We start from the raw sequence: 21,116 nt of genomic DNA on the forward strand, positions 1-21,116 counted from the left end.
TCAGCGCGGGACGCGGGCGACGCAGAAGACCGTCTGACCGAAGGGCGGCCGGATGAACCGCTCGATGAAGCGGGTGGCCGGCACGACCGTGCGGTCGTAGATCTTGACCAGGCGGGGGTCGGGGTAGCCGACGCCGCCGCGGCGCACGGCGGCCCACCAGGCGATGCCGCCGAGGAAGTTGATCGGCTTGAGCACGTCGATGTCGAGCCCGGCCTTGGAGACCGTGCTGCGCAGCGTGGCGGGGGTGTAGCGGGTGACGTGGCCGACCTTGCGGTCGAAGTCCCCGTAGAGCTGCATGTAGCCGGGCACCCAGATGACGATGCGCCCGCCGGGCACGGTCACCGCGGCGAGCGAGCGCAGAGCCTCGACGTCCTCCTCGATGTGCTCCAGGACGTTCATCATGACGACGGTGTCGACCTTCTCCCCGATGGGGATCTCGGTCGGCAGGCCGAACTGCAGGACGTCTACGTCGTCGTGGGTGGCGAAGCGCTTCTGCAGCTGCTCCACGCAGTAGGGGTCGAAGTCGCTGACCACCAGCCGGTCCAGCCGGGGCAGGAACTGCTCGGCGAAGTGTCCCAGACCGGAGCCGATCTCCAGCAGGGAGCGGCCCACGTGCGGGGCGACCATGTCGAACTCGTACTGCCGGTAGTTCTTGGCCTCGTCGCCACCGAGGTGGTTCTCCAGGGCCTCGTCGCCGGCCGCGGGTTGCACTACGCGGTCATACCCAGACATGCGTTTCCGTCCAGCTCGCAGAAAACCGTGGCGCGGTGGCCACGGCTCGGACAGGCAAAGTCTAGTAGCCGTTCCCCCGGCGGGGTTCCGCAAACCTTTTTCCGATCTTCGGGAGGAGGCTGCCCGCGGTGCGCGGAGAGCGTTCGGAGACGGGGGCCGACAGATCGGGAGACGTTCTCCGGCGGAGATCCATTACGGCATTTTCTTTGTGAATCCCCAGTTCAGCCGCGCCGCCGGGGGAACATGGACGATTCGGACGTTCTCTCGTTCCAGGAGGAACTTCACCCCTGGTGAGCAGGGAGATTTCTCCTCGGGAGGAAGAATTCACACCCGCAAATCTCATCACGCTGAGTTCGTAATCCTCACCAGGTGTTATGTCTTCCAGTGGAAGGAGCACGAAACTATGTCCAACCCATGGTGGCGTGGGAACCTCCCCACGGAGACGAGCAGTTTCGTCGGCCGGGAGGCCGAGATCCGGAAGCTGATCAAGACTCTCGCCGACGCGCCGCTGGTCACGGTCGTCGGTGCCGAAGGCGTGGGAAAGTCGCGGATCGCCGTCAAGGCCGCCGAGGAATGCCGTGACTTCCATCTGGACGGTGCCTGGCTGGTCGAGCTGTCGGGCGAGCGCAACGGCGACCTGCTGGCCCACACGGTCGCGGCCGTCCTCGGGCTCCGTGAGGAGTCGCCCCGTCCCCAGTCCGAGGTGCTCGTGGAGTTCCTCGCGGGCAAGAAGCTCCTGCTGCTGCTCGACACCTGCGAGGACCTCCTGCCCGCCTGCCGCGAGCTGGTGACGGCGATCCTGGCCGGGGCGCCCGGCGTGCGGATCGTCGCCACCTCCCGTCAGCCTCTCGGCCTGGCCGAGGAGGCGGTCCTGCGCGTCGAGCCCTTCCCCGTGCCCCGGTCCGGCGGCGAGGGACCGGGGGAGAACGAAGCGCTCCGGCTCTTCCTCGACCGGGCCCGGTCCACGGCCCCCGGCCTGACCCCCGACGGGACGGGGCTGGAGGCCGCCGCCCGGATCTGCCGCCGCCTGGACGGCATCCCCCTGGCCATCGAGCTGGCGGCCGGGCGGGTCACGACGATGCCGGTCGAGTCGTTCGCCGAGCGGCTGGAGAGCCGGTTCACCGCGCTGTCGGCCAACCGGGCGCTGATCTCCCACCGGCAGACGCTGCGCACGGCGATCGCCTGGGCCTACGAGCTGTGCACCCCCGGCGAGCGCCTGCTCTGGGCGCGCCTGTCGGTCTTCGCCGGGAACTTCGACGCCGAGGCGGCCGTCTGGGTCTGCGGCGACGAGCACCTGCCGGACGTCTCCGACCTGCTGTCCGAACTCGTGGAGCGGTCCCTGCTCATCCGGGTGCCCGGCGGCTACCGGCAGCTCGACACGATCAGGGAGTACGGCAGGGAGCAGCTCGTCCGGCTCCAGGACGAGGAGCGGCTGGCCCTGCGGCACCGCTACTACTACCTCGACCTCGCCCGCCGCGCCGACCGCAACTGGTACGGCCCCGACCAGGAGAGCTGGGCCCGGCGCCTGAACTTCTCCATCACCAATCTCCGCCTCGCCCTCGACTCCGACGTGCCCTCCAGCCCGATGTCCATCGAGCTCGCCGGGACGCTGTGGATCCTCTGGTTCTGCCTGGGCCGCATGCACGAGGGCCGCTACTACATGAAGCGGGCGATCGACGCCGCGCCCATCACCGACCCCGGCCTGCCCAAGCTCCTGTGGGCGGACGGCTGCGTGGCGATGGCCCAGGGCGACATGGAGTCCGGCCGCCACCGGGCCGAGATGGCGCTGACGGCCGCTCTGGACTGGGGCGACTACGCGGCGGCCGGCCACGCCCAGCTCCGCCTGGCGACCCGCGCCCTGTGCGTGGGAGAGCTCGAAGAGGTCGCCCCCAGCATCGAACTGGTTCGTGAATACTTCCGGAGGGCACAGATCATGACCGTCAGCGAGCCCCTCGCCCTGGTCACCGCGGCCATGGCCGCCGTCTGGCAGGGTGACTTCGCCAGGGCCATCGACGTGCTGGAGGAGGCCCAGCGCCTGTGCGACAGCCGAGGCGAACGCTGGGCCCGCGCCTACGGTGACTACGTCCTGTCCATCGCCCAGCTCGGCCTGGGCCGGGCGGAGGAGGCCGAGGTCGCCGCCCGGCAGTCGCTGGAGGCCAAATGGCAGCTGCGCGACACCACCGGGGTGGCGCTGGCCCTGGAGCAGCTCGCGGTGATCGCCGCGGTCCAGGGCGACGGATACCGTACGGCGCGGCTGCAGGGATCGGGCATGCGGCTGTGGACCACGTTCGGGCTGCGGGGGTTCGGCACGGAGAGCATGTCGGAGCCGCGGACCGTGGCCGAGCGCACCGCCCGCCAGCTCATCGGCGACGGGACCTACGACGCCGCCTTCGCCGAGGGACACGACGACGACCCCGACGCCGCGGTCGCCTTCGCCCTCGACTAGGGCACGTCTTGAGGATCTTCTCGCCTGCCGCGACGGCGAAGATCGATAAGACATGCTCCGGGGGCTTCCGTCCGGGACCGCGATGCGGTGAAATCTGTCAGGACATCCGAAGGAGTCCAGACGGACGACGACGAGGCGATCGCCCGCTCCCTGGCCGGTGACCTGTCCGCCTACGAGGTACTGGTCACCCGCTACAGCATGCTCGCGCACCGCACCGCCGCGATGCTCGGCGCCGGAGACGAAGCCGAGGACGTGGTCCAGGAGGCCTTCGTCAAGGCCTACCGCCACCTGGCCGGCTTCCGCCGCGACGCGCCCTTCCGGCCCTGGCTGCTGCGGATCGTCGCCAACGAGACCCACAACCTGACGCGCTCGCGCGGGCGCCGCGCCGACCTCGCCGGCAAGCTCACCGACCTCGACCCGCCCGAGGCCGAGGGGCCCGAGGAGGCCGCGGTGGCCACCGACCGCCGTACCCGGCTGCTCGAGGCGGTGCGTACGCTTCCCGAGCGGGAACGTCACCCGGTCGTCTGCAGGTATTTCCTGCAGTTGTCGGAGGCCGAGACCGCCCAGGTGCTCGGCATCCCGGTCGGCACCGTCAAGTCGCGGACCTCCCGCGGCCTGGCCCGTCTGCGTGAGGAGGTGGACCGTGACCTCACCTGACGAGCCCGACGACCTGGAGTCCCGCCTCCTCGCCCTCGGCGAGTCCCTCGACGTCCCGGCCCCGCCCCCCACCGACGTGGCCGCCGCCGTACGCGCCCGCCTCGAAGCCCTCCCCTCCCCCCAACGCCACCCCCTCCCCACCTCCACGGATTCCGACGCCGGGGGCACTGCTTCCCCCGAGGCCGCCTCCTCGGATGCGGCGTCCCCCGGTGCCGGTTCCGCGGATCCCGTCGTCCCGGATGCGGCGTCCCCCGAGGCCGATCCCTCCGGCTCCGGGGATTCCGAGCCGTCCGATCCGGATGCCTCCGGCCCGGCCTCCCCGGCCCCCGGCCCGTCCCGGCCCGCACGGGGCTCCCGTCGTCCACGGGGTTTCCCCCCGGCGCCGGTACGGCGGGCGGGGCGTACGGCGCGGCCCGGCGCCCGGGTGCGGCGGCGGGTCGTGGTGGCAGTGGTGGCCGTCATGGTCGCGTTGTTCTTCGGCGCCACCCCCGTGGGGCGGGCCGCCGTGGCCGAGATCCTCAGGTTCGCCGGGATCGAGCTGAGGATCGGCGGGGATCCGGGGCCGCTGCCGTCAGGGGTGCCGAGCCCGCTGCCGGGGGAGGAGCGCGTCACGTTGCAGCAGGCGCGTGAGCGGGTCGTCTTCCCGGTCGGGGTCCCGGCGGCGCTGGGTGAGCCGCAGGACGTCAGGGTCAGCGACGGCGGCCGGGTGGTGTCGATGCTGTGGCCCGGTGTCAGGCTGGACCAGTACGACGGCACGCTCGACGTCGTCTTCCGCAAGGAGCTGGGCGAGCCCTGGCCGGAGGACGCCGTGGTCGGCAACTCGCACGCCTGGTGGATCCCGGCCAAGCACGCCCTGACCTACCGGCCAAGGGCGGGCGGGCCCGAGGTGGAGTCCCGCCTGTCCGGCTCCACCCTCATCTGGCAGCGCGGCCAGGTCGGCCTGCGCCTGGAAGGACCCGCCGACCTCGCCCGCGCCCGGGAGATCGCCGAATCGGTCCGTTGAGCGCCGCCGGTCGCACCCCGGCTCCTCAGCCCGCCGGCTCCGGCGGCACACCGGACGCCAGCCAGTCGTCCACCCCCCGCAACAGCTCCTTGCGCACCGTCTCCGGCGCCGCCGAGCCCCGGATCGACTGCCGCGCCAGCTCGGCCACCTCCGCGTCGGCGAACCCGAGCACCCCCCTGGCCAGCTCGTACTGGTCCAGCAGCCGCGAGCCGAACAGCAACGGGTCGTCGGCGCCCAACGCGATCGGCACCCCCGCCTCGAACAGCCGCCGCAGCGGCACGTCCCCGGGATGCTCGGCCACCCCGAGCCCGACGTTCGACATCGGGCAGACCTCGCACGTGATCCGCCGCTCGGCGAGCATCTCCATCAGCCGGGGCGACTCCGCGGCCCGCACCCCGTGCCCCAACCGGTCGGCGCCCAGCTCCTCCACGCACTCGGCCACGCTCGCCGGGCCCAGCAGCTCCCCGCCGTGCGGTACGGCCAGCAGCCCCGCGCGCCTGGCGATCCGGAAGGCCCGGTCGAACTCGCGGGCCCGGCCCCGGCGCTCGTCGTTGGACAGGCCGAACCCGACCACGCCCCGGTCCATGTACTGCACCGCGAGGCGGGCGAGCGTCCTGGCGTCCAGCGGGTGCCGGGTCCGGTTGGCGGCCACCACGACCGCGATCCCGATCCCGGCGTGCTCGGCGGCCCGGTCCACCGCGTCGAGCATCAGCTCCATCGTGGCCGTGAGCCCGCCGAAGCGCTGGGCGTACCCCGACGGGTCCACCTGGATCTCCAGCCAGCCCGACCCCTCGGCCGCCTCGTCCTCGGCGGTCTCCCGCATCAGCCGGTAGAGGTCGTCGGGCCGCCGCAGCACCGACCGCGCGATGTCGTAGAGCCGCTGGAAGCGGAACCAGCCCCGCTCGTCGGTGGCCCGGAGTTTGGGCGGCCAGTCCTCCTTCAGCGCGTCGGGAAGGTGCAGGCCGTGCCCGTCGGCCAGCTCCACCAGCGTGGAGTGGCGCATGGAGCCGGTGAAGTGCAGGTGCAGGTGGGCCTTGGGCAGATCGCGGAGCGGACGTGGCATTTCCATATGGTGCCGTACCCTCGGCGCACCGCGGTGAATGCGGCTCTCAACCTGGCGGCGCGTCCGTGCGTTGGGGAGGGCGAAAGGGGACCCCGCCGATGACGGAAGAACGCTGATGACGGAAGAAGACGAGGCGGCCTTCGACGAGTTCCTGGCCGCACGGAGTACGGCGCTGCTGCGCACCGCGATCCTGGTCTGCGGCGCGTCGCAGCACGACGCCGAGGACCTGGTGCAGAACGCGCTGGAGAAGGTCTACCGGCACTGGAGCCGGATCCGCCACGACAACCCCGAGTCCTACGCACGCAGGGTCGTGGTCAACGCCGCGATCAGCGCCGCGCGCAGGCGCCGGGTGATCCAGGAGATCACCTTCGCCCGGCCGCCGGACACCCCGGCCGCCTCTCCCGACGTGGAGCTGCGCGAGGAGTTGATGACGGAACTGCGCCGGCTGCCGGCGCGGATGCGCGCGGTGCTGGTGCTGCGCTACTGGGAGGACCTGTCGGAGAACGAGACGGCCGCGCTCATGGGCTGCTCGACGGGGACCGTGAAGAGCCAGGCCGCACGGGGGCTGGCCAGGATTCGCGAACGCATGAGCCCGCGGGAAGGGGTGCTGGGATGAGGCTCGAAGAGGAACTGGCGGAGGCGATGGAGGCGCACGTCGCGGGGGTGCGCGCCACACCGGCGATGGGCGGGGCGATCCGCCGCCGTCACCGGTCCCACCGTCTGCGGTTTCGTACGGCGGGCGTCGCGCTGGCCACCGCCGCCGTCGCCGGGGCGGTCCCGGTCTACCTGTCGCTGAACGCCGGCCCGCCCGCCACCGTGTCCGGCCCGGCCGCGCAGTCCGGTCAGGGCACCGCGGTCGCGGTCGTGCCGGACGTGGCGGTCCCGGAGGTCGTCGGCATGCAGACGCAGGAGGCGCTCGCCGTCCTGGAGGCCGCCGGGTTCAAGGCGCAGATCGAAGGAGACGGGGGAGACGGGGGCCTGGTGGTGCAGCAGACCCCGGCGGCCGGGGAGAAGGTCGCGCCGGGACACGTCGTCGTGCTGACCTCGGCCCCGCCCAGCCCGACGGCGGACCCGAAGCCCACGGAGGACGCGGGCCGGGGTGGGGAGGACAGGCCGAGCATCCCGGACGACCTCGGCGACCTGGGCGACGGCCGCAGGTTCGGCGGCGTGGAGTTCACCTACCTGCCCGCGGGCCTGCAGTGGGGAGAGGGGTCGGTCAAGGACGGCTTCGGCAAGACCAGCTACAGCACCTGGTGGCAGGAGGACGGCCTGGAGCCCGGCATGTACAGCGTCCAGGCCGTCGTCTACCGGGGGCAGGCGGCGACCGAGCTGGGCAGGCGGATGAAGGGCTACCGCGACCAGGGCGCCAGGCCCGTGGAGATCGGGGGCGAGCGGGTCTACATCGTCCGTGCGGGCGAGGACGTGGGGCAGATCGAGGAGGAGGGCACCCCCACCGCCGTCTGGACCGAGAGCCCGGGGCTGGCCGTCGAGGTCATGATGAGCCCCGACTACTACGCCCGGCTCGGTCAGGAGAAGGCCGGGGCGGAGCTGAAGAGGATCGTCGAAGGGGTCGTCCCCGGCAGGTGATCGGACCCGTCCGCGGGAAACGGGAAACGGTCGCGGTACGGCTTCCGCCGGGCGGGAGCCGTACCGCCGCCGGAGATCGTGCTCACCGGGAATCGTCAAGGAACGAGGGAAATTTCCCAACGGGCTTCCACGTGCACGTGCGTCCGTGCGACGGTAAGTACACGCACAGTTGGAATGACGCCGGGGCTGTTATGGAAACGGACGTCTTCGTCGGCAGGCAGGCGGAGCTGGCTGACATCTGCGGCCTGCTCGGCAGGGCCCGCCATGTCACGCTGACCGGTGCCGCCGGAGCGGGCAAGACCCGCCTCGCGATGCGCCTCGCCGAGCCGCTGGAGCGCGAGTCGCCGGGATACGTCCGCATCGTCGACGTCTCCGAGACGCCGGACGACCTCCTGGCCCTGACCGAGACGGTCGCCGGTGCGATCGGCGCCCACCAGCGGCCGGGGAGGCCGGTGGAGCGGGTGGTCGCCGAGCTGTCCGCCAACCCCGGGCTGGTCGTCCTGGACGGATGCGACCGCGTCGCCCACACCGCGGGCGTTCTGGTGGACCACCTCCTGCGGGAGGTCGAGGGGCTGCACGTCCTGGCCACCAGCAGGCAGCGGCTGGGCTTCCCGCACGAGCACGTCTACCCGATCGGCGGGCTGTCCACCGCCGACGCCGTCGACCTGCTCGTCATGCTCGCCGGGGACAGGCTCGCCGGAACCGACCCGGCCGAGATCTGCCGGCGGCTGGACAACCTCCCGCTGGCGATCGAGCTGGCGGCCGAGACCCCCGACCCCGCCGGGGCCGACCTGTTCGCCGGCCCGTCCGACCCGTTCAGGGACTGTCCGCGCCCCGGCGGCGGACCGGGGCCGTCCGGCTGCGCGTCCCCTCGGATGTTCCCCCGGCGTTACGCCTCCCTGTGCGGCGCGCTCGGCATGAGCTACGAGCTGTGCGACCCCGAGGAGCGCCTCGTGTGGGCCCGGATGTCGGTCTTCTCCGAGTGCTTCGACGCCGAGGCCGCGCAGAGCGTCTGCAGCGTCGGCGACCTCTCGGCCGGGCAGGTCCTCGACGCTCTGAACGGGCTGACGGACAGGTCCGTCCTGACCCGGGAGGGGGGTCCCCGCGGCGCCCGCTACCGCCTGCTCGGCGTCGTCCGCGGGTTCGGCGCCGCCCGGCTGGCCGAGCTGGGCGAGACCTGCCAGGGCCGGCGCCGCCACCGCGACTTCTTCTTCGGCCTCGCCGCCCGCGCGGCGCAGGGCTGGAAGGACGACCAGCTCACCTGGTACCGCCGGCTGGCTCCCGACCTGGCCAACCTGCGCCAGGCCGTCGAATACTGCTACGACCGGCCCGAAGACCGCCGCCAGGGCCTCGAACTGGTCTCCTTCCTGTGGTTCCTGTGGATCTGCTGCGGCAATCACACCGTCGGATACTCCCTGCTCCAGCGCGGCCTGGAGCTGGAGCGCGAGCCGGGCACCGAGCGGAACAAGGCGCTGTGGGTCTACGCCTGGATGGCGATCCAGCGCGGCGACGTCGAGGACGCCGAGCGCGCCCTCGCCGAGTGCGACACCGGGGTCCCCGGCTGGGACTCCACCGCCTACGTCAGCCATTTCCACGCCCACCTGGCCATGGCCAGGGGCGATCTGACCGAGGCGATGCGGTTCATCAAGGACGCCCGGATGCGCCACCGCTCGGCCGGCGACGTCTTCCCGGGCTTCCTGCCCACCTACGTCGTCGTGGCCACCGCGCTGATGCTCGCCGACCGGCACGAGGAGGCGGTCTCGGTCCTGCACGAGGGGCGCGACCTGTGCGCCTCCTGCGGCGACTACTGGACCCTGGCCCGCCTCGACCTGCTCCTGGCCCAGGCCGAGCACCTGCTCGGCAACACGCCGGCGGCCGCCGCGGCCGCCCGGGAGTCCATGCGCGGGGCCCGGCTGTTCGGCGACGACGTGTGCCTCATCGAGGGGATCGAGACCTTCGGGGTGATCGCGGAGGGCGACGGGAACGACGCCCTGGCGATCAGGCTGCTCGGCGCCGCCGCCGTGGCCCGCGGAGGGGCCGGCCTGCCGCCGTGCCGCGCGCCGATCCTCGCCGGCCTGCTGGAGGGCTCGGAGGAGAGACTGCGCGGCCGTACGGACGAGAAGGAGTACGACCGCCTCCTCGAACCGGGGCAGACGAACGGCCTGGGGGACGCCGTGGAGCACGCGCTGCAGGGCGTGGCCGAGTCGGAGCCCGAGGACGAGTACGACGACTGACGGGACCGACAGGACGGCCGGGCTTGAGGGCAGGACGGCCGGGCTTGAGGGGATTCGAGGGGACGGCCGGCGGTCCGTCCGGGACCGTCCGCGTGCGCGGAGACGGCCCCGGACCGGGGGACGGCGGCCGGTCGCCGGGTCAGCGGGCGTCGGCCAGGAACTTGGCGACCCGGCTGACACCCTCGGCCAGGTCGTCGTCGCCGAGGGCGTAGGACAGGCGGAAGTATCCCGGCGTGCCGAACGCCTCGCCAGGGACGAGCGCGACCTCGGCCTCCTCAAGGATGATCTCGGCCAGCTCGGCGGAGGTCTGCGGGCGCCGGCCGCCGAACTCCTTGCCCAGCAGCTGCTTGACCGAGGGGTAGGCGTAGAACGCGCCCTTCGGCTCGGGGCAGACCACGCCCGGGATCTCGTTGAGCATGCGGACCATGGTCTGGCGGCGGCGGTCGAAGGCCTCGCGCATGCGCTCCACGGCCGACAGGTCGCCGGTGACGGCGGCCAGGGCGGCGGCCTGCGCGACGTTGGAGACGTTGGAGGTGGCGTGCGACTGGAGGTTGGTCGCGGCCTTGACCACGTCCTTGGGGCCGATCAGCCAGCCCACCCGCCAGCCGGTCATCGCGTAGGTCTTGGCGACGCCGTTCAGCACGACGACCTTGTCGCCCAGCTCGGGCACGACGGTGGCGATGCTCGCGAAGCTGGCGTCGCCGTAGGTGAGGTGCTCGTAGATCTCGTCGGTGACGACCCACAGGTCGTGCTCGGCGGCCCAGCGGCCGATCGCCTCCACCTGCTCCGGCGTGTAGACCGCGCCGGTCGGGTTGGACGGGGAGACGAACAGCAGGACCTTGGTGCGCTCGGTGCGGGCGGCCTCCAGCTGCTCGACGCTCGCGAGGTAGCCGGTGGTCTCGTCGGTCACGACGTCGACCTGGACGCCGCCGGCCAGCTTGATCGCCTCGGGGTAGGTCGTCCAGTACGGCGCGACCACCAGGACCTCGTCGCCCGGGTCCAGCAGCGTGGCGAAGGCCTCGTAGACGGCCTGCTTGCCGCCGTTGGTGACCAGCACCTGCGCCGCGTCGACCTGATAGCCGGAGTCGCGCAGGGTCTTGTCGGCGATGGCCTGCTTGAGCTCGGGGAGACCGCCGGCCGGGGTGTACTTGTGGAACCTCGGGGTCCGGCAGGCCTCGACGGCGGCCTCGACGATGTAGTCGGGAGTCGGGAAGTCCGGCTCGCCGGCGCCGAAGCCGATGACCGGGCGGCCCGCCGCCTTCATCGCCTTGGCCTTGGCGTCCACGGCGAGAGTGGCGGACTCGGAGATCGCGGAGATGCGCGCGGAGATGCGAGGACGGGTCATACGTCCATGGTTACAGACCCGCCGTCGTGTTCCGGTGGGTATCCAACATCCGGACGGTCGGCGGGGCCGCGGCGGCGAGGGCTTGGAAAGTTCATGACCTGCGGGATCGTTTTCCAGTTCGACGTGGCGGCCATTCCCACGTAGACTCCGGCGTGGCCTCGCCGCCGAGTGCGTGATCGGCGGGCGGGGCTGGTGAGCCAGGGACAAACTTCGGGTCAACCGGGGTATGGTGGTTCATGTCTTAGGGCACTAGCGCAATTGGTAGCGCACCGGTCTCCAAAACCGGCGGTTGGGGGTTCGAGTCCCTCGTGCCCTGCGAGGAGCGGTCCGCGCATCAGGGCGTCTAGCGCGCCGCGGATATGCGTTGGATACGACGGATCAGGTGAGGACTGTGGCGATCGACACGCGCGGCGAAACCGCAGACAAGCCGAGCGGTGAGAAGAAGTCCAAGCGCACTTCTCCCGCCCTCTTCTACCGGCAGGTTGTCGCTGAGCTGCGTAAGGTCATCTGGCCGACGCGCAAGGAACTCATTTCTTACACGATCATCGTCCTGGTCTTCGTTTTGATCCTGGTCGGGATCGTGTCCGGGCTCGATGCGCTGTTCACCGAGGGTGTGCTGAGGATCTTCGGCGGATCCTGAGACGGCGGACGGCGGGCTCTCCCGCCGTGAGCTCATTCCCTCCGCAAGTCCAGTCAGCCCACCGAGGAAAAGAGAAAGAGCCACCGTGTCCGAGTCTTCACAGCCGGCCGGCGAGTCCCGCGAAGAGTGGGAGGGCGGGCCGGAAGAGGCCATCGACGCCGCGGAGGATTCGTTCGACGAGTCCGGTGAGACGGACGTCGAGACCGACGTCGACGCCGAGGACGATGTCGAGGCGGACGTCGACGACGAGACTGAGGCCGAGCAGGTTCCGGCCGCCGCCGTCGACGAGGACGGTGACGTCCTTCCCGACGTCGACCCGGTCGAGGAGTTCAAGCGCCAGCTGCGCGGCCTGTACGGCGAGTGGTACGTCATCCACTCCTACGCCGGCTACGAGAACCGCGTGAAGGCCAACATCGAGACCCGCACGCAGTCCCTCAACATGGAGGACTACATCTTCCAGGTCGAGGTGCCCACCCACCACGTGACCGAGGTGAAGAGCGGCAAGCGCCAGCTCGTCAAGGAGCGCGTGCTGCCGGGTTACGTGCTGGTCCGCATGGAGCTCACCGACGAGTCCTGGTCCGCGGTGCGCAACACCCCCGGTGTGACCGGCTTCGTGGGCCTGTCGAACAAGCCGAGCCCGCTGAGCGTGGACGAGGTCGCCAAGCTGCTGGCCCCCGAGCCCAGCGAGGAGACCAAGAAGACCACCGCCAAGACCACCGCGGCGACCGTCGACTTCGAGGTCGGCGAGTCCGTCACGGTCATGGACGGCCCCTTCGCCACCCTGCCCGCGACGGTCAGCGAGATCAGCGTAGAGTCGCAGAAGCTCAAGGTGCTCGTGTCGATCTTCGGTCGTGAGACCCCGGTCGAGCTGTCGTTCAACCAGGTCTCGAAGATCTGACCCGTCACATAAACTAAGACGTTCGGTGGCCGTGTTTCGCGAAACACGGCCTTCCGACATGTTCCCCGTCTCTGCGGGGGACCGCATCAATCCGATGAGGACCCGGAGAAAATCTCATGCCTCCTAAGAAGAAGATCGCGGCACTGGTCAAGGTCCAGCTTCCCGCTGGCCAGGCCACTCCCGCCCCGCCGGTCGGTACCGCCCTCGGTCCGCACGGCGTCAACATCATGGACTTCGTGAAGCAGTACAACGCTGCCACCGAGGCCCAGCGCGGCAACATCATCCCCGTTGAGATCACCATCTTCGAGGACCGCACCTTCACCTTCATCACGAAGACGCCCCCGGCGCCTGAGCTGATCAAGAAGGCCGCCGGTGTGGCGAAGGGCTCGGCCGTCCCGCAGAAGGACAAGGTCGGCAAGCTCACCCGTGAGCAGCTGCGCCAGATCGCCGAGACTAAGATGCAGGACCTCAACGCCAACGACATCGAGGCGGCCGAGAAGATCATCGCCGGCACCGCCCGGTCGATGGGCATCACCATCGCCGACTAGCCGTTCCCGGCACTCGGCACCACAGACCTCGAACCGAGTGGGAGGGCCAGGCGCTGGCCCGCACCACGGACACTCAGATCAGGAGTGAGCAAGTGAAGCGCAGCAAGTCACACCGCGACGCCACGGCCAAGGTGAACCGCGAGAACCTGTACAGCCCGGCCCAGGCGGCCAAGCTGGCCAAGGAGACGAGCGTCACCAAGTTCGACGCGACCGTCGAGGTCGCTCTGCGGCTGGGCGTCGACCCCCGCAAGGCGGACCAGATGGTCCGTGGCACCGTCAACCTCCCGCACGGCACCGGTAAGACCGCCCGGGTCCTGGTCTTCGCGACCGGCGACCGTGCCGAGGAGGCCCGCGCCGCGGGCGCCGACATCGTCGGTGCCGACGAGCTGATCGAGGAGGTGGCCAAGGGCCGCCTCGACTTCGACGCCGTCGTGGCCACCCCGGACCTCATGGGCAAGGTCGGCCGCCTGGGCCGCGTGCTCGGTCCGCGTGGTCTGATGCCGAACCCCAAGACCGGCACCGTGACCCCGGCCGTCGGCAAGGCCGTCACCGACATCAAGGGCGGAAAGATCGAGTTCCGTGTCGACCGGCACGCGAACCTGCACTTCATCATCGGCAAGGTGTCCTTCGGCGAGCGTCAGCTCATCGAGAACTACGCCGCCGCCCTCGACGAGGTCCTGCGTCTGAAGCCGTCCGCGGCCAAGGGCCGTTACCTCAAGAAGATCACCTTCTCCACGTCCATGGGCCCCGGCATCCCGGTCGACCCGAACGTGACCCGTGGGATGACCGCGGAGCTCGACGCCTGATCCTCTGGCGTCAACCGCGGAGGCCTCGACCGAATGGCCATTCGGTCGAGGCCTTTTTCGTTCTCTCGGACGACGCGCGGTTTTCCGGGGGCACATAGTCTCAAGAAGACAGGTCATCGGGGGATACGAAGGGGTGAGGACAGAATGCGCCGATTGGCTCCCGCAGTGGCACTGGGAGCGGCCGCACTGGTCGCGGTGGCGGGATGCGGCGCGCAGAGCGCCGGTTCCCTGGGAAACGTGAAGCTGGCGGCGGCCGAGGCCGTCCAGGAGAGCGCGCAGCAGGCTGAGGAGGTCACCTCCTACTCCGCGGATCTGGTGCTGGACGCCACCGACGGTCAGCAGGGCGCCGGCAAGGTCCAGGGCAGCATGGTCTACCAGAGCAAGCCCGAGCTGGCGACCGACATCACGCTGGACGTGATCTCCTTCGACGGACGCAACGTGCCCGGCGGGGCGCGGGCCATCCTGCTCGGTGACACCGTCTACGTGAAGTCCGAGCTGCTCGCCAAGTTCACCGGCACCGGCAAGCCGTGGGTCAAGGTGTCCGCCTCCGACCTGGGCGCCAACGACCAGGCCCAGATCAAGGACTTCATGGCCCAGGCCCAGCAGTTCGACCTGGCCGGCACGGTCAAGCTGCTGACCGCCTCCAAGGACGTCAAGGCGGTCGGCACCGAGACGGTCGACGGGGTGGAGACCACCCACTACAGCGGCACCTTCCCGGTGGACGAGGCGGTCCAGCTGCTCGACCCCGCCGAGCGCGAGCACGTCCAGGAGCAGCTGTCGAAGGCCAAGGACGTGAAGTTCGACCTGTGGGCCGACGCCCAGAGCCTGCCCCGCAAGGTCACGCTGAGCGGGTCCGAGCAGGGCGCCACGTTCAACATGGCCGCGCAGTTCCGTGACTTCAACGAGCCGGTGACCATCACGGCCCCGCCCGCCGACCAGGTGGGCGACCTGCCGGAGAACCCCGGCCAGACCGGCGGGAACTGACCCCGCCCGTACGGCTCGCGCCCCGGGACCACCCGGAGGGGCGGGCCGTACGGCCCCGCGGGCACCTCGTCCGCGGGGCCGTACGCCGATTTGGCTTGTGTCCGGACAGCGCGTAAGCTGTCAACGCCGAAGACCGCCGGTCGTCACCTGGCCTCATGGCCCGGTGACCGAAGGATCCACATCCCGTGGACGGCCAGCGCAGGTGTGATGTGAGCTTCCATCGGGACGTGTCGTCCTCGTTGTGAGCCCCGTGCGCCTGCGCCGGGGCTCGTTCTCGTTTATGGGCCTTTGCCGGCGGCACATCTGGAAGGAGGCCCATGGCGAAGGCGGAAAAGGCGACGGCCGTAGCCGAGCTCCGGAGCAGTTTCGAAAGCTCTGGCGCTGCCGTTCTGACCGAGTACCGCGGTCTCACCGTCGCTCAGCTCAAGCAGCTGCGCGTTTCCCTCGGTGAGAATGCGAAGTTCGCCGTGGTGAAGAACACGCTGACCAAGATCGCGGCCAACGAGGCCGGGATCACCCAGCTCGACGACCTGCTCGCGGGTCCGTCGGCGATCGCGTTCGTCAACGGCGACGTGGTCGAGGCTGCCAAGAGTCTGCGTGACTTCGCCAAGGCCAATCCCCTCCTGATCATCAAGGGCGGCGTCGTCGACGGTAAGGCGATGACCCCGACCGAGATCAGCAAGCTTGCCGACCTGGAGTCGCGTGAGGTCCTCCTCGCGAAGCTGGCGGGTGCCATGAAGGCGAAGCAGGGCCACGCGGCCGCCGTCTTCAACGCGCTTCCCACCAACATGGCTCAGCTGGCCGAGGCTCTGCGCGCCAAGCGCGCCGAGGCGGGCGAGTAGTAGGTCCGCGCGAGCGGTCAGGGGATTAGCGCATGCGTACCGCGGTCCCAATTCTTCATTAGTTAGATCCATACGGAGGAAATCATGGCGAAGCTCAGCACCGACGAGCTCCTCGACGCTTTCAAGGAGATGACCCTCCTTGAGCTGTCCGACTTCGTGAAGCTCTTCGAGGAGACCTTCGACGTCAAGGCTGCCGCCCCGGTCGCCGTCGCCGCCGCTCCGGCCGCCGCCGGTGCCGCCGGCGGTGGCGAGGAGGCCGAGGAGCAGGACGAGTTCGACGTCATCCTCGAGGCCGCCGGCGACAAGAAGATCCAGGTCATCAAGGAGATCCGCGCCCTGACGAGCCTGGGCCTCAAGGAGGCCAAGGACCTGGTCGACGGCGCTCCGAAGCCGGTCTTCGACGGCAAGGTCAACAAGGAGCAGGCGGAGAAGGCCAAGGCCGCCCTCGAGGGTGCCGGCGCCACCGTCACCGTCAAGTAAGACGCTTCACCGGAAAGAGCGGGTCCACCAGGTGCCGGTGGCCCGCTCTTTTCGCGTTCCCGGGCACTTGTGACCCCCGTACGCCGGAGGCGGTCCGGCTCTTGTTGGACGAAGAGTCTTATTACCGTGTCGTAACGATCGCCGGATCTTATTGGAACCACTTCCAATTCGGGCGATCGTCGCTACGGTGGGTGAACCGGTCTTCTGGAGGGCGGCACGTGGGCGTCGAAGTCGTGGTGGAGGGCCTGACCAAGTCGTTCGGCAGGCAGGTCATCTGGGAGGACGTCACGCTGACGCTCCCCGCCGGAGAGATCTCCGTACTGCTCGGACCCTCCGGCACCGGCAAGTCCGTCTTCCTGAAGTCCCTGGTCGGCCTGTTGCGGCCCGACCGCGGCCACATCTGGATCGACGGCCACGACCTGGCCAACTGCGACGAGAGCACGCTGTACGAGCTGCGCAGGCTGTTCGGCGTCCTGTTCCAGGACGGGGCCCTGTTCGGGTCCCTCAGCCTCTTCGACAACATCGCCTTCCCCCTGCGCGAGCACACCAAGAAGAACGAGACCGAGATCCGTCGCATCGTGATGGAGAAGATGGACCTCGTCGGTCTCGTCGGCGCGGAGGGCAAGCTCCCCGGGGAGATCTCCGGCGGCATGCGCAAGCGCGCCGGCCTGGCCAGGGCGCTGGTCCTGGACCCCGAGATCATCCTGTTCGACGAGCCGGACTCCGGGCTCGACCCGGTCCGCACGGCCTACCTGAACCAGCTGATCGTGGACCTCAACGCGGAGATCGAGGCGACGTTCCTGATCGTCACGCACGACATCAACACCGCCCGTACGGTCCCCGACAGCATCGGCCTGCTGTTCCGGCGTGAACTGATCATGTTCGGGCCGCGCGAGATGCTGCTGTCCAGCGACGAACCGGTGGTGCGCCAGTTCCTCAACGCCCGCAGGCACGGCCCGATCGGCATGTCGGAGGAGAAGGACATCTCCGAGCTGGAGGCCGAGGCGCAGCTGGGCCACGACCCGGGCGGCCTGCCCCCGATCCCGCCGCAGCTCATGCCGAGCGCGAACCGGATCCGGCGGACGCAGCGCCCGCCGGGGGAGTGGCTGGCCGCCAACGGCGTCATCCCGCCGGCGAACTCCTTCGTGGACGACCGGGGCCGCAACTGGCTGGAGGAGTATCCCCGCCTCGTCGCGGCGCACCTCAACGGCGTGAGATGAGTTCGATCCACCGTCGGTGGAGATCGGTCCGCTTTCGCTATCGTTGATGACGATCGACCGTGACGGTGTCAGCCGAGCTGGGAGATCGAACCGTGCTGAGGAAGCTCCTGCCCTGGTTCGCGGGCCTGTCGGCCGTCTGCCTGGCGGCGGCCGTCTTCTGGGTGGGCGGGCAGCTGCGCGAGGCCCGGGCTGCCGCCGACGACCGCCGGGCGGCGCTGCGGGCGGCCGGGGACCACGCCCTGAGCCTGCTCTCGGTCGACCACCGCACCGTCGACGCCGGCATCCGGCGCATCCTCGACACCTCCACCGGCCACGCCAGGACCGGGTACGCCCGTGACGCCGCGACCCTGAAGGAGACGACCACCTCCGGCAAGGTTCTGCAGACGGGCGCCCTGCGCGCCGTGGGGCTCGTCTCCCTGCGGGACGGCACGGCCCGGGTGCTGGTGGTCGGGGACGCGGTGGTCTCCTCCGAGGGGAGCCGCCAGGCCCCCCGGGAGCGGTTCTACCGCTGGAGCATGGAGGTCACCAGGACCGGGGGAGGCTGGCTCGTGTCGAAGGCGGAGCTGGTCCCGTGAGGCCCGCGAGGCTTCTTCCCGTACGGCGGGGCCTGCCGCCGATCGCCGTGACGCTGGCCGTCGTGGCGCTGGTGCTGGCCGGGGTGGCCGGGTTCATGTTCGCGGACCTGCAACGGCTGCGGTCCGGCGAGGAGGCGGGACGGCAGGCGCTGGAGGCCGCCCGGTCGGCGGCCCCGGACATGCTGTCCTACGACTACCGCACGATCGAGCAGGACCTCGCCAGGGCGGCGGGATACACCACCGGGGCGCTCACCGGGCACTACAGGCGGCTGGCCGGGAGCCTGGCGCCGGAGGCGAAGCGGCAGCGGGCGGTGCAGTCGGCCACGGTCACCGGGGCGGCCGTGGAGTCGGCCGGACCCGACCGGGTCGACGTCCTGCTGTTCGTCGACATGAGCACGGTACGGGAGACCCCGGGCGAAGAACCCCGCCGCCAGGTCAGCCAGAGCCGGGCCCGGCTGACGATGGTCAAAACGGACTCCCGCTGGCTGGTCTCCGAGCTCTCGACCCTCCTCGGAAACCCTCCGTTCATGGCCGTGCTCGCGCGCGGCGGTTCGGGGGTTGCGTCTATGGCGACGCTGCGCGTCGCCGGCTCGGGGCGGTTCCCGGGCTCCTCGTTGCGCCTCGTCAGGGAGCCGGGCGGGGCGTGTTATGTAATTGTTAGCAAACCTTGCGTTTGAGGAAGGTTTGAGGGCGGGTAGATCCGCATGGCGACAGTCGAGCGCGGGTCGGGCAACGGCCAGCGCCCGATCCGTCGGGCGGCGGGTGTTAGCCGTTTCCGGGTCCGGGGTAGTGTTCTGGATCCGGTGGCGCGCACGGGTCGTGCGACGGGAGAAGTCGCAGCTTCGCGGCGGTTTGCCGGTGGAAATGTCGCCTTCCGGGCTTGACGTTTCGCCGCCGACGGGCGATGCTGCGACCAACGTGGAGCATGCAGCGAGACTGGGGTGGACAGGCGTGTGCCGTTCGGCTACACTGCCCCTTTGCGCTGCCCTTTGACGACCCGCTTCTTTTGGTGCTCCGATGCATGGTCGTCTGGCGTGCGTGTAGTCAGTCCGCCGCGAGCCCTCGGAAGGACATCTGTTGGCAGCCTCGCGCAACGCCTCCGCCGTACCCGCTGGTCCCCGTCGCGTGTCTTTTGCGCGCATTCAGGAGCCGCTCGAAGTTCCTGACCTTCTCGCCCTGCAGACCGAGTCCTTCGACTGGCTGCTCGGCAACGAGAAGTGGAAGGGGCGGGTCGAGGCGGCTCGCCAGGCCGGGCGCAAGGACGTTCCGGCCCAGTCGGGTCTCGAAGAGATCTTCGAAGAGATCAGTCCCATCGAGGACTTCTCCGGAACCATGTCCCTGTCGTTCCGGGATCACCGGTTCGAGCCGCCGAAGTACTCAGTCGATGAGTGCAAAGACAAGGACATGACCTACTCCGCTCCGATGTTCGTCACGGCGGAGTTCATCAATAACACCACTGGTGAGATCAAGAGCCAGACCGTGTTCATGGGCGACTTCCCGCTCATGACCGGCAAGGGCACGTTCATCATCAACGGCACCGAGCGTGTCGTCGTCTCCCAGTTGGTCCGCTCGCCGGGCGTCTACTTCGATCGCAGCATCGACAAGACCTCCGACAAGGACCTCTACGGCTGCAAGGTGATCCCGTCCCGGGGCGCCTGGCTCGAGTTCGAGATCGACAAGCGCGACAGCGTGGGCGTGCGCATCGATCGCAAGCGCAAGCAGGCCGTCACGGTCCTGCTCAAGGCGCTGGGCTGGACCAACGAGCAGATCCTGGAGCGTTTCGGCCAGTACGAGTCGATGCGCGCCACCCTGGAGAAGGACCACACCGCCGGCCAGGACGACGCCCTGCTCGACATCTACCGCAAGCTGCGCCCGGGTGAGCCCCCGACCCGCGAGTCGGCGCAGACGCTGCTGGAGAACCTGTACTTCAACCCCAAGCGCTACGACCTCGCCAAGGTCGGCCGCTACAAGATCAACAAGAAGCTCGGCGTCGACGCCGACATCACGCAGGGCACGCTGACCGAAGAGGACATCGTCGCCACCATCGAGTACATCGTCAAGCTTCACGCCGGCGAGGTCTCGATGCAGGGCGCCGAGGGCCGTGAGGTCGTCGTCGAGACCGACGACATCGACCACTTCGGCAACCGCCGCCTGCGCACCGTCGGCGAGCTCATCCAGAACCAGGTCCGCCTGGGCCTGGCCCGCATGGAGCGCGTCGTCCGTGAGCGGATGACCACCCAGGACGTCGAGGCGATCACGCCGCAGACCCTGATCAACATCCGCCCGGTCGTGGCGTCGATCAAGGAGTTCTTCGGCACCTCCCAGCTGTCGCAGTTCATGGACCAGACCAACCCGCTGGCCGGCCTGACGCACAAGCGTCGTCTGTCCGCGCTGGGTCCCGGTGGTCTGTCCCGTGAGCGGGCCGGCTTCGAGGTCCGTGACGTGCACCCCTCGCACTACGGCCGCATGTGCCCGATCGAGACGCCGGAAGGCCCCAACATCGGTCTGATCGGCTCGCTGGCCTCCTTCGGCCGGGTCAACTCCTTCGGCTTCGTGGAGACGCCCTACCGCAAGGTCGTCGACGGCCGGGTCACCGACCAGGTCGACTACCTCACCGCCGACGAGGAGGACCGGTACGTCATCGCCCAGGCGAACACGCCGGTCTCCGCCGACGGCACGTTCCTGGAGGACCGCGTCCTCGTCCGCCGTAAGGGCGGCGAGTTCGAGTCCCTGCGGGCGACCGAGGTCGACTACATGGACGTCTCGGCGCGCCAGATGGTGTCCGTCGCGACCGCGATGATCCCGTTCCTGGAGCACGACGACGCCAACCGCGCGCTCATGGGATCCAACATGCAGCGCCAGTCCGTGCCGCTCCTCAAGAGCGAGGCGCCGCTGGTCGGCACCGGCATGGAGTACCGCGCCGCCACCGACGCCGGTGACGTCATCACCGCCGAGAAGGCGGGTGTGGTCGAGGAGGTCTCCGCCGACTACATCACCGTCATGAACGACGACGGCACCCGCACCACTTACCGTGTCGCCAAGTTCAAGCGTTCCAA

At 70.0% G+C, this 21,116-nt stretch carries 20 protein-coding genes and 1 tRNA gene; 18 read left to right on the forward strand and 3 right to left on the reverse strand.

Going from position 1 to position 21,116, the window contains the following annotated elements:
- Positions 1-711, reverse strand: a complete 711-nt coding sequence (locus tag Psi01_RS09745; protein ID WP_239127379.1) for a class I SAM-dependent methyltransferase — start codon at positions 709-711, stop codon at positions 1-3.
- Between the two features lie 424 nt (positions 712-1,135).
- Here Psi01_RS09745 and Psi01_RS09750 point away from each other — a divergent pair, with 424 nt between their 5' ends.
- From Psi01_RS09750 to Psi01_RS09760, 3 genes are all read left to right on the forward strand, one after another.
- Positions 1,136-3,178 (forward strand): ATP-binding protein, encoded by a 2,043-nt coding sequence (locus Psi01_RS09750; protein WP_204063623.1) that lies wholly within the window; start codon positions 1,136-1,138, stop codon positions 3,176-3,178.
- An 87-nt stretch (positions 3,179-3,265) separates the two neighbouring features.
- Positions 3,266-3,835 (forward strand): RNA polymerase sigma factor, encoded by a 570-nt coding sequence (locus tag Psi01_RS09755; RefSeq protein ID WP_204063624.1) that lies wholly within the window; start codon positions 3,266-3,268, stop codon positions 3,833-3,835.
- A complete protein-coding gene (locus Psi01_RS09760) occupies positions 3,822-4,838 on the forward strand; it encodes a hypothetical protein (RefSeq protein WP_204063625.1) in 1,017 nt (338 codons plus the stop codon). Before Psi01_RS09755 ends, Psi01_RS09760 begins: the two co-directional genes overlap by 14 nt.
- A 25-nt stretch (positions 4,839-4,863) precedes the next feature.
- On the opposite strand, the gene Psi01_RS09765 is transcribed toward Psi01_RS09760, so the two are convergent.
- Positions 4,864-5,901 carry an adenosine deaminase gene (locus tag Psi01_RS09765; protein WP_204063626.1) on the reverse strand — a complete coding sequence of 346 codons (1,038 nt, stop codon included), beginning with the start codon at positions 5,899-5,901 and terminating at the stop codon, positions 4,864-4,866.
- A gap of 115 nt (positions 5,902-6,016) precedes the next feature.
- Between Psi01_RS09765 and Psi01_RS09770 the strand changes: the two genes are divergently transcribed.
- The 3 genes from Psi01_RS09770 to Psi01_RS09780 all read left to right on the forward strand — a co-directional run bounded on the left by Psi01_RS09770 (position 6,017) and on the right by Psi01_RS09780 (position 9,722).
- Positions 6,017-6,517, forward strand: a complete 501-nt coding sequence (locus Psi01_RS09770; protein ID WP_204063627.1) for a SigE family RNA polymerase sigma factor — start codon at positions 6,017-6,019, stop codon at positions 6,515-6,517.
- Entirely contained in the window at positions 6,514-7,488 is a 975-nt protein-coding gene (locus Psi01_RS09775) for a PASTA domain-containing protein (RefSeq protein ID WP_204063628.1), read from the forward strand. Before Psi01_RS09770 ends, Psi01_RS09775 begins: the two co-directional genes overlap by 4 nt.
- A 191-nt stretch (positions 7,489-7,679) precedes the next feature.
- The gene (locus tag Psi01_RS09780) at positions 7,680-9,722 is read left to right on the forward strand and encodes an ATP-binding protein (protein WP_204063629.1); all 2,043 of its coding nucleotides are present in this window, start codon (positions 7,680-7,682) and stop codon (positions 9,720-9,722) included.
- A 139-nt stretch (positions 9,723-9,861) separates the two neighbouring features.
- On the opposite strand, the gene Psi01_RS09785 is transcribed toward Psi01_RS09780, so the two are convergent.
- The gene (locus Psi01_RS09785) at positions 9,862-11,067 is read right to left on the reverse strand and encodes a pyridoxal phosphate-dependent aminotransferase (RefSeq protein WP_204063630.1); all 1,206 of its coding nucleotides are present in this window, start codon (positions 11,065-11,067) and stop codon (positions 9,862-9,864) included.
- 243 nt (positions 11,068-11,310) lie between these two features.
- On the opposite strand from Psi01_RS09785, the gene Psi01_RS09790 reads away from it, so the two are divergent.
- The 12 genes from Psi01_RS09790 to rpoB all read left to right on the forward strand — a co-directional run.
- Positions 11,311-11,383: transfer RNA gene (locus Psi01_RS09790), tRNA-Trp, on the forward strand.
- A gap of 75 nt (positions 11,384-11,458) precedes the next feature.
- On the forward strand, positions 11,459-11,707 hold the full coding sequence (secE, locus tag Psi01_RS09795; RefSeq protein ID WP_203878955.1) for a preprotein translocase subunit SecE: 249 nt from the start codon (positions 11,459-11,461) through the stop codon (positions 11,705-11,707).
- A gap of 85 nt (positions 11,708-11,792) precedes the next feature.
- Positions 11,793-12,605, forward strand: a complete 813-nt coding sequence (gene nusG / locus Psi01_RS09800) for a transcription termination/antitermination protein NusG (RefSeq protein WP_204063631.1) — start codon at positions 11,793-11,795, stop codon at positions 12,603-12,605.
- Between the two features lie 116 nt (positions 12,606-12,721).
- Positions 12,722-13,153 carry a 50S ribosomal protein L11 gene (gene rplK, locus Psi01_RS09805; protein ID WP_204063632.1) on the forward strand — a complete coding sequence of 144 codons (432 nt, stop codon included), beginning with the start codon at positions 12,722-12,724 and terminating at the stop codon, positions 13,151-13,153.
- A gap of 92 nt (positions 13,154-13,245) precedes the next feature.
- Positions 13,246-13,959, forward strand: coding sequence for a 50S ribosomal protein L1 (rplA, locus tag Psi01_RS09810; RefSeq protein WP_204063633.1), 714 nt, complete (start codon positions 13,246-13,248; stop codon positions 13,957-13,959).
- Between the two features lie 144 nt (positions 13,960-14,103).
- Positions 14,104-14,943, forward strand: coding sequence for an SCO4651 family lipoprotein (locus tag Psi01_RS09815; protein WP_204063634.1), 840 nt, complete (start codon positions 14,104-14,106; stop codon positions 14,941-14,943).
- Between the two features lie 317 nt (positions 14,944-15,260).
- On the forward strand, positions 15,261-15,785 hold the full coding sequence (gene rplJ, locus Psi01_RS09820; protein WP_204063635.1) for a 50S ribosomal protein L10: 525 nt from the start codon (positions 15,261-15,263) through the stop codon (positions 15,783-15,785).
- Between the two features lie 84 nt (positions 15,786-15,869).
- Positions 15,870-16,265, forward strand: a complete 396-nt coding sequence (gene rplL / locus Psi01_RS09825) for a 50S ribosomal protein L7/L12 (RefSeq protein WP_203878949.1) — start codon at positions 15,870-15,872, stop codon at positions 16,263-16,265.
- Positions 16,266-16,483: 218 nt separating this feature from the next.
- On the forward strand, positions 16,484-17,485 hold the full coding sequence (locus tag Psi01_RS09830; RefSeq protein WP_204063636.1) for an ABC transporter ATP-binding protein: 1,002 nt from the start codon (positions 16,484-16,486) through the stop codon (positions 17,483-17,485).
- 92 nt (positions 17,486-17,577) lie between these two features.
- On the forward strand, positions 17,578-18,060 hold the full coding sequence (locus Psi01_RS09835; RefSeq protein WP_204063637.1) for an Rv1363c family protein: 483 nt from the start codon (positions 17,578-17,580) through the stop codon (positions 18,058-18,060).
- Positions 18,057-18,737 carry an Rv1363c family protein gene (locus Psi01_RS09840; protein WP_204063638.1) on the forward strand — a complete coding sequence of 227 codons (681 nt, stop codon included), beginning with the start codon at positions 18,057-18,059 and terminating at the stop codon, positions 18,735-18,737. The genes Psi01_RS09835 and Psi01_RS09840 overlap by 4 nt, the downstream gene beginning before the upstream one ends.
- 400 nt (positions 18,738-19,137) lie before the next feature.
- Positions 19,138-21,116, forward strand: a 1,979-nt coding sequence (gene rpoB / locus Psi01_RS09845) for a DNA-directed RNA polymerase subunit beta (RefSeq protein WP_204063639.1), incomplete at its 3' end; no start/stop codon positions are given.

It is taken from the genome of Paraplanobispora siamensis (genome assembly GCF_016863175.1).
Taxonomy (GTDB): Bacteria; Actinomycetota; Actinomycetes; order Streptosporangiales; family Streptosporangiaceae; genus Planobispora; species Planobispora siamensis.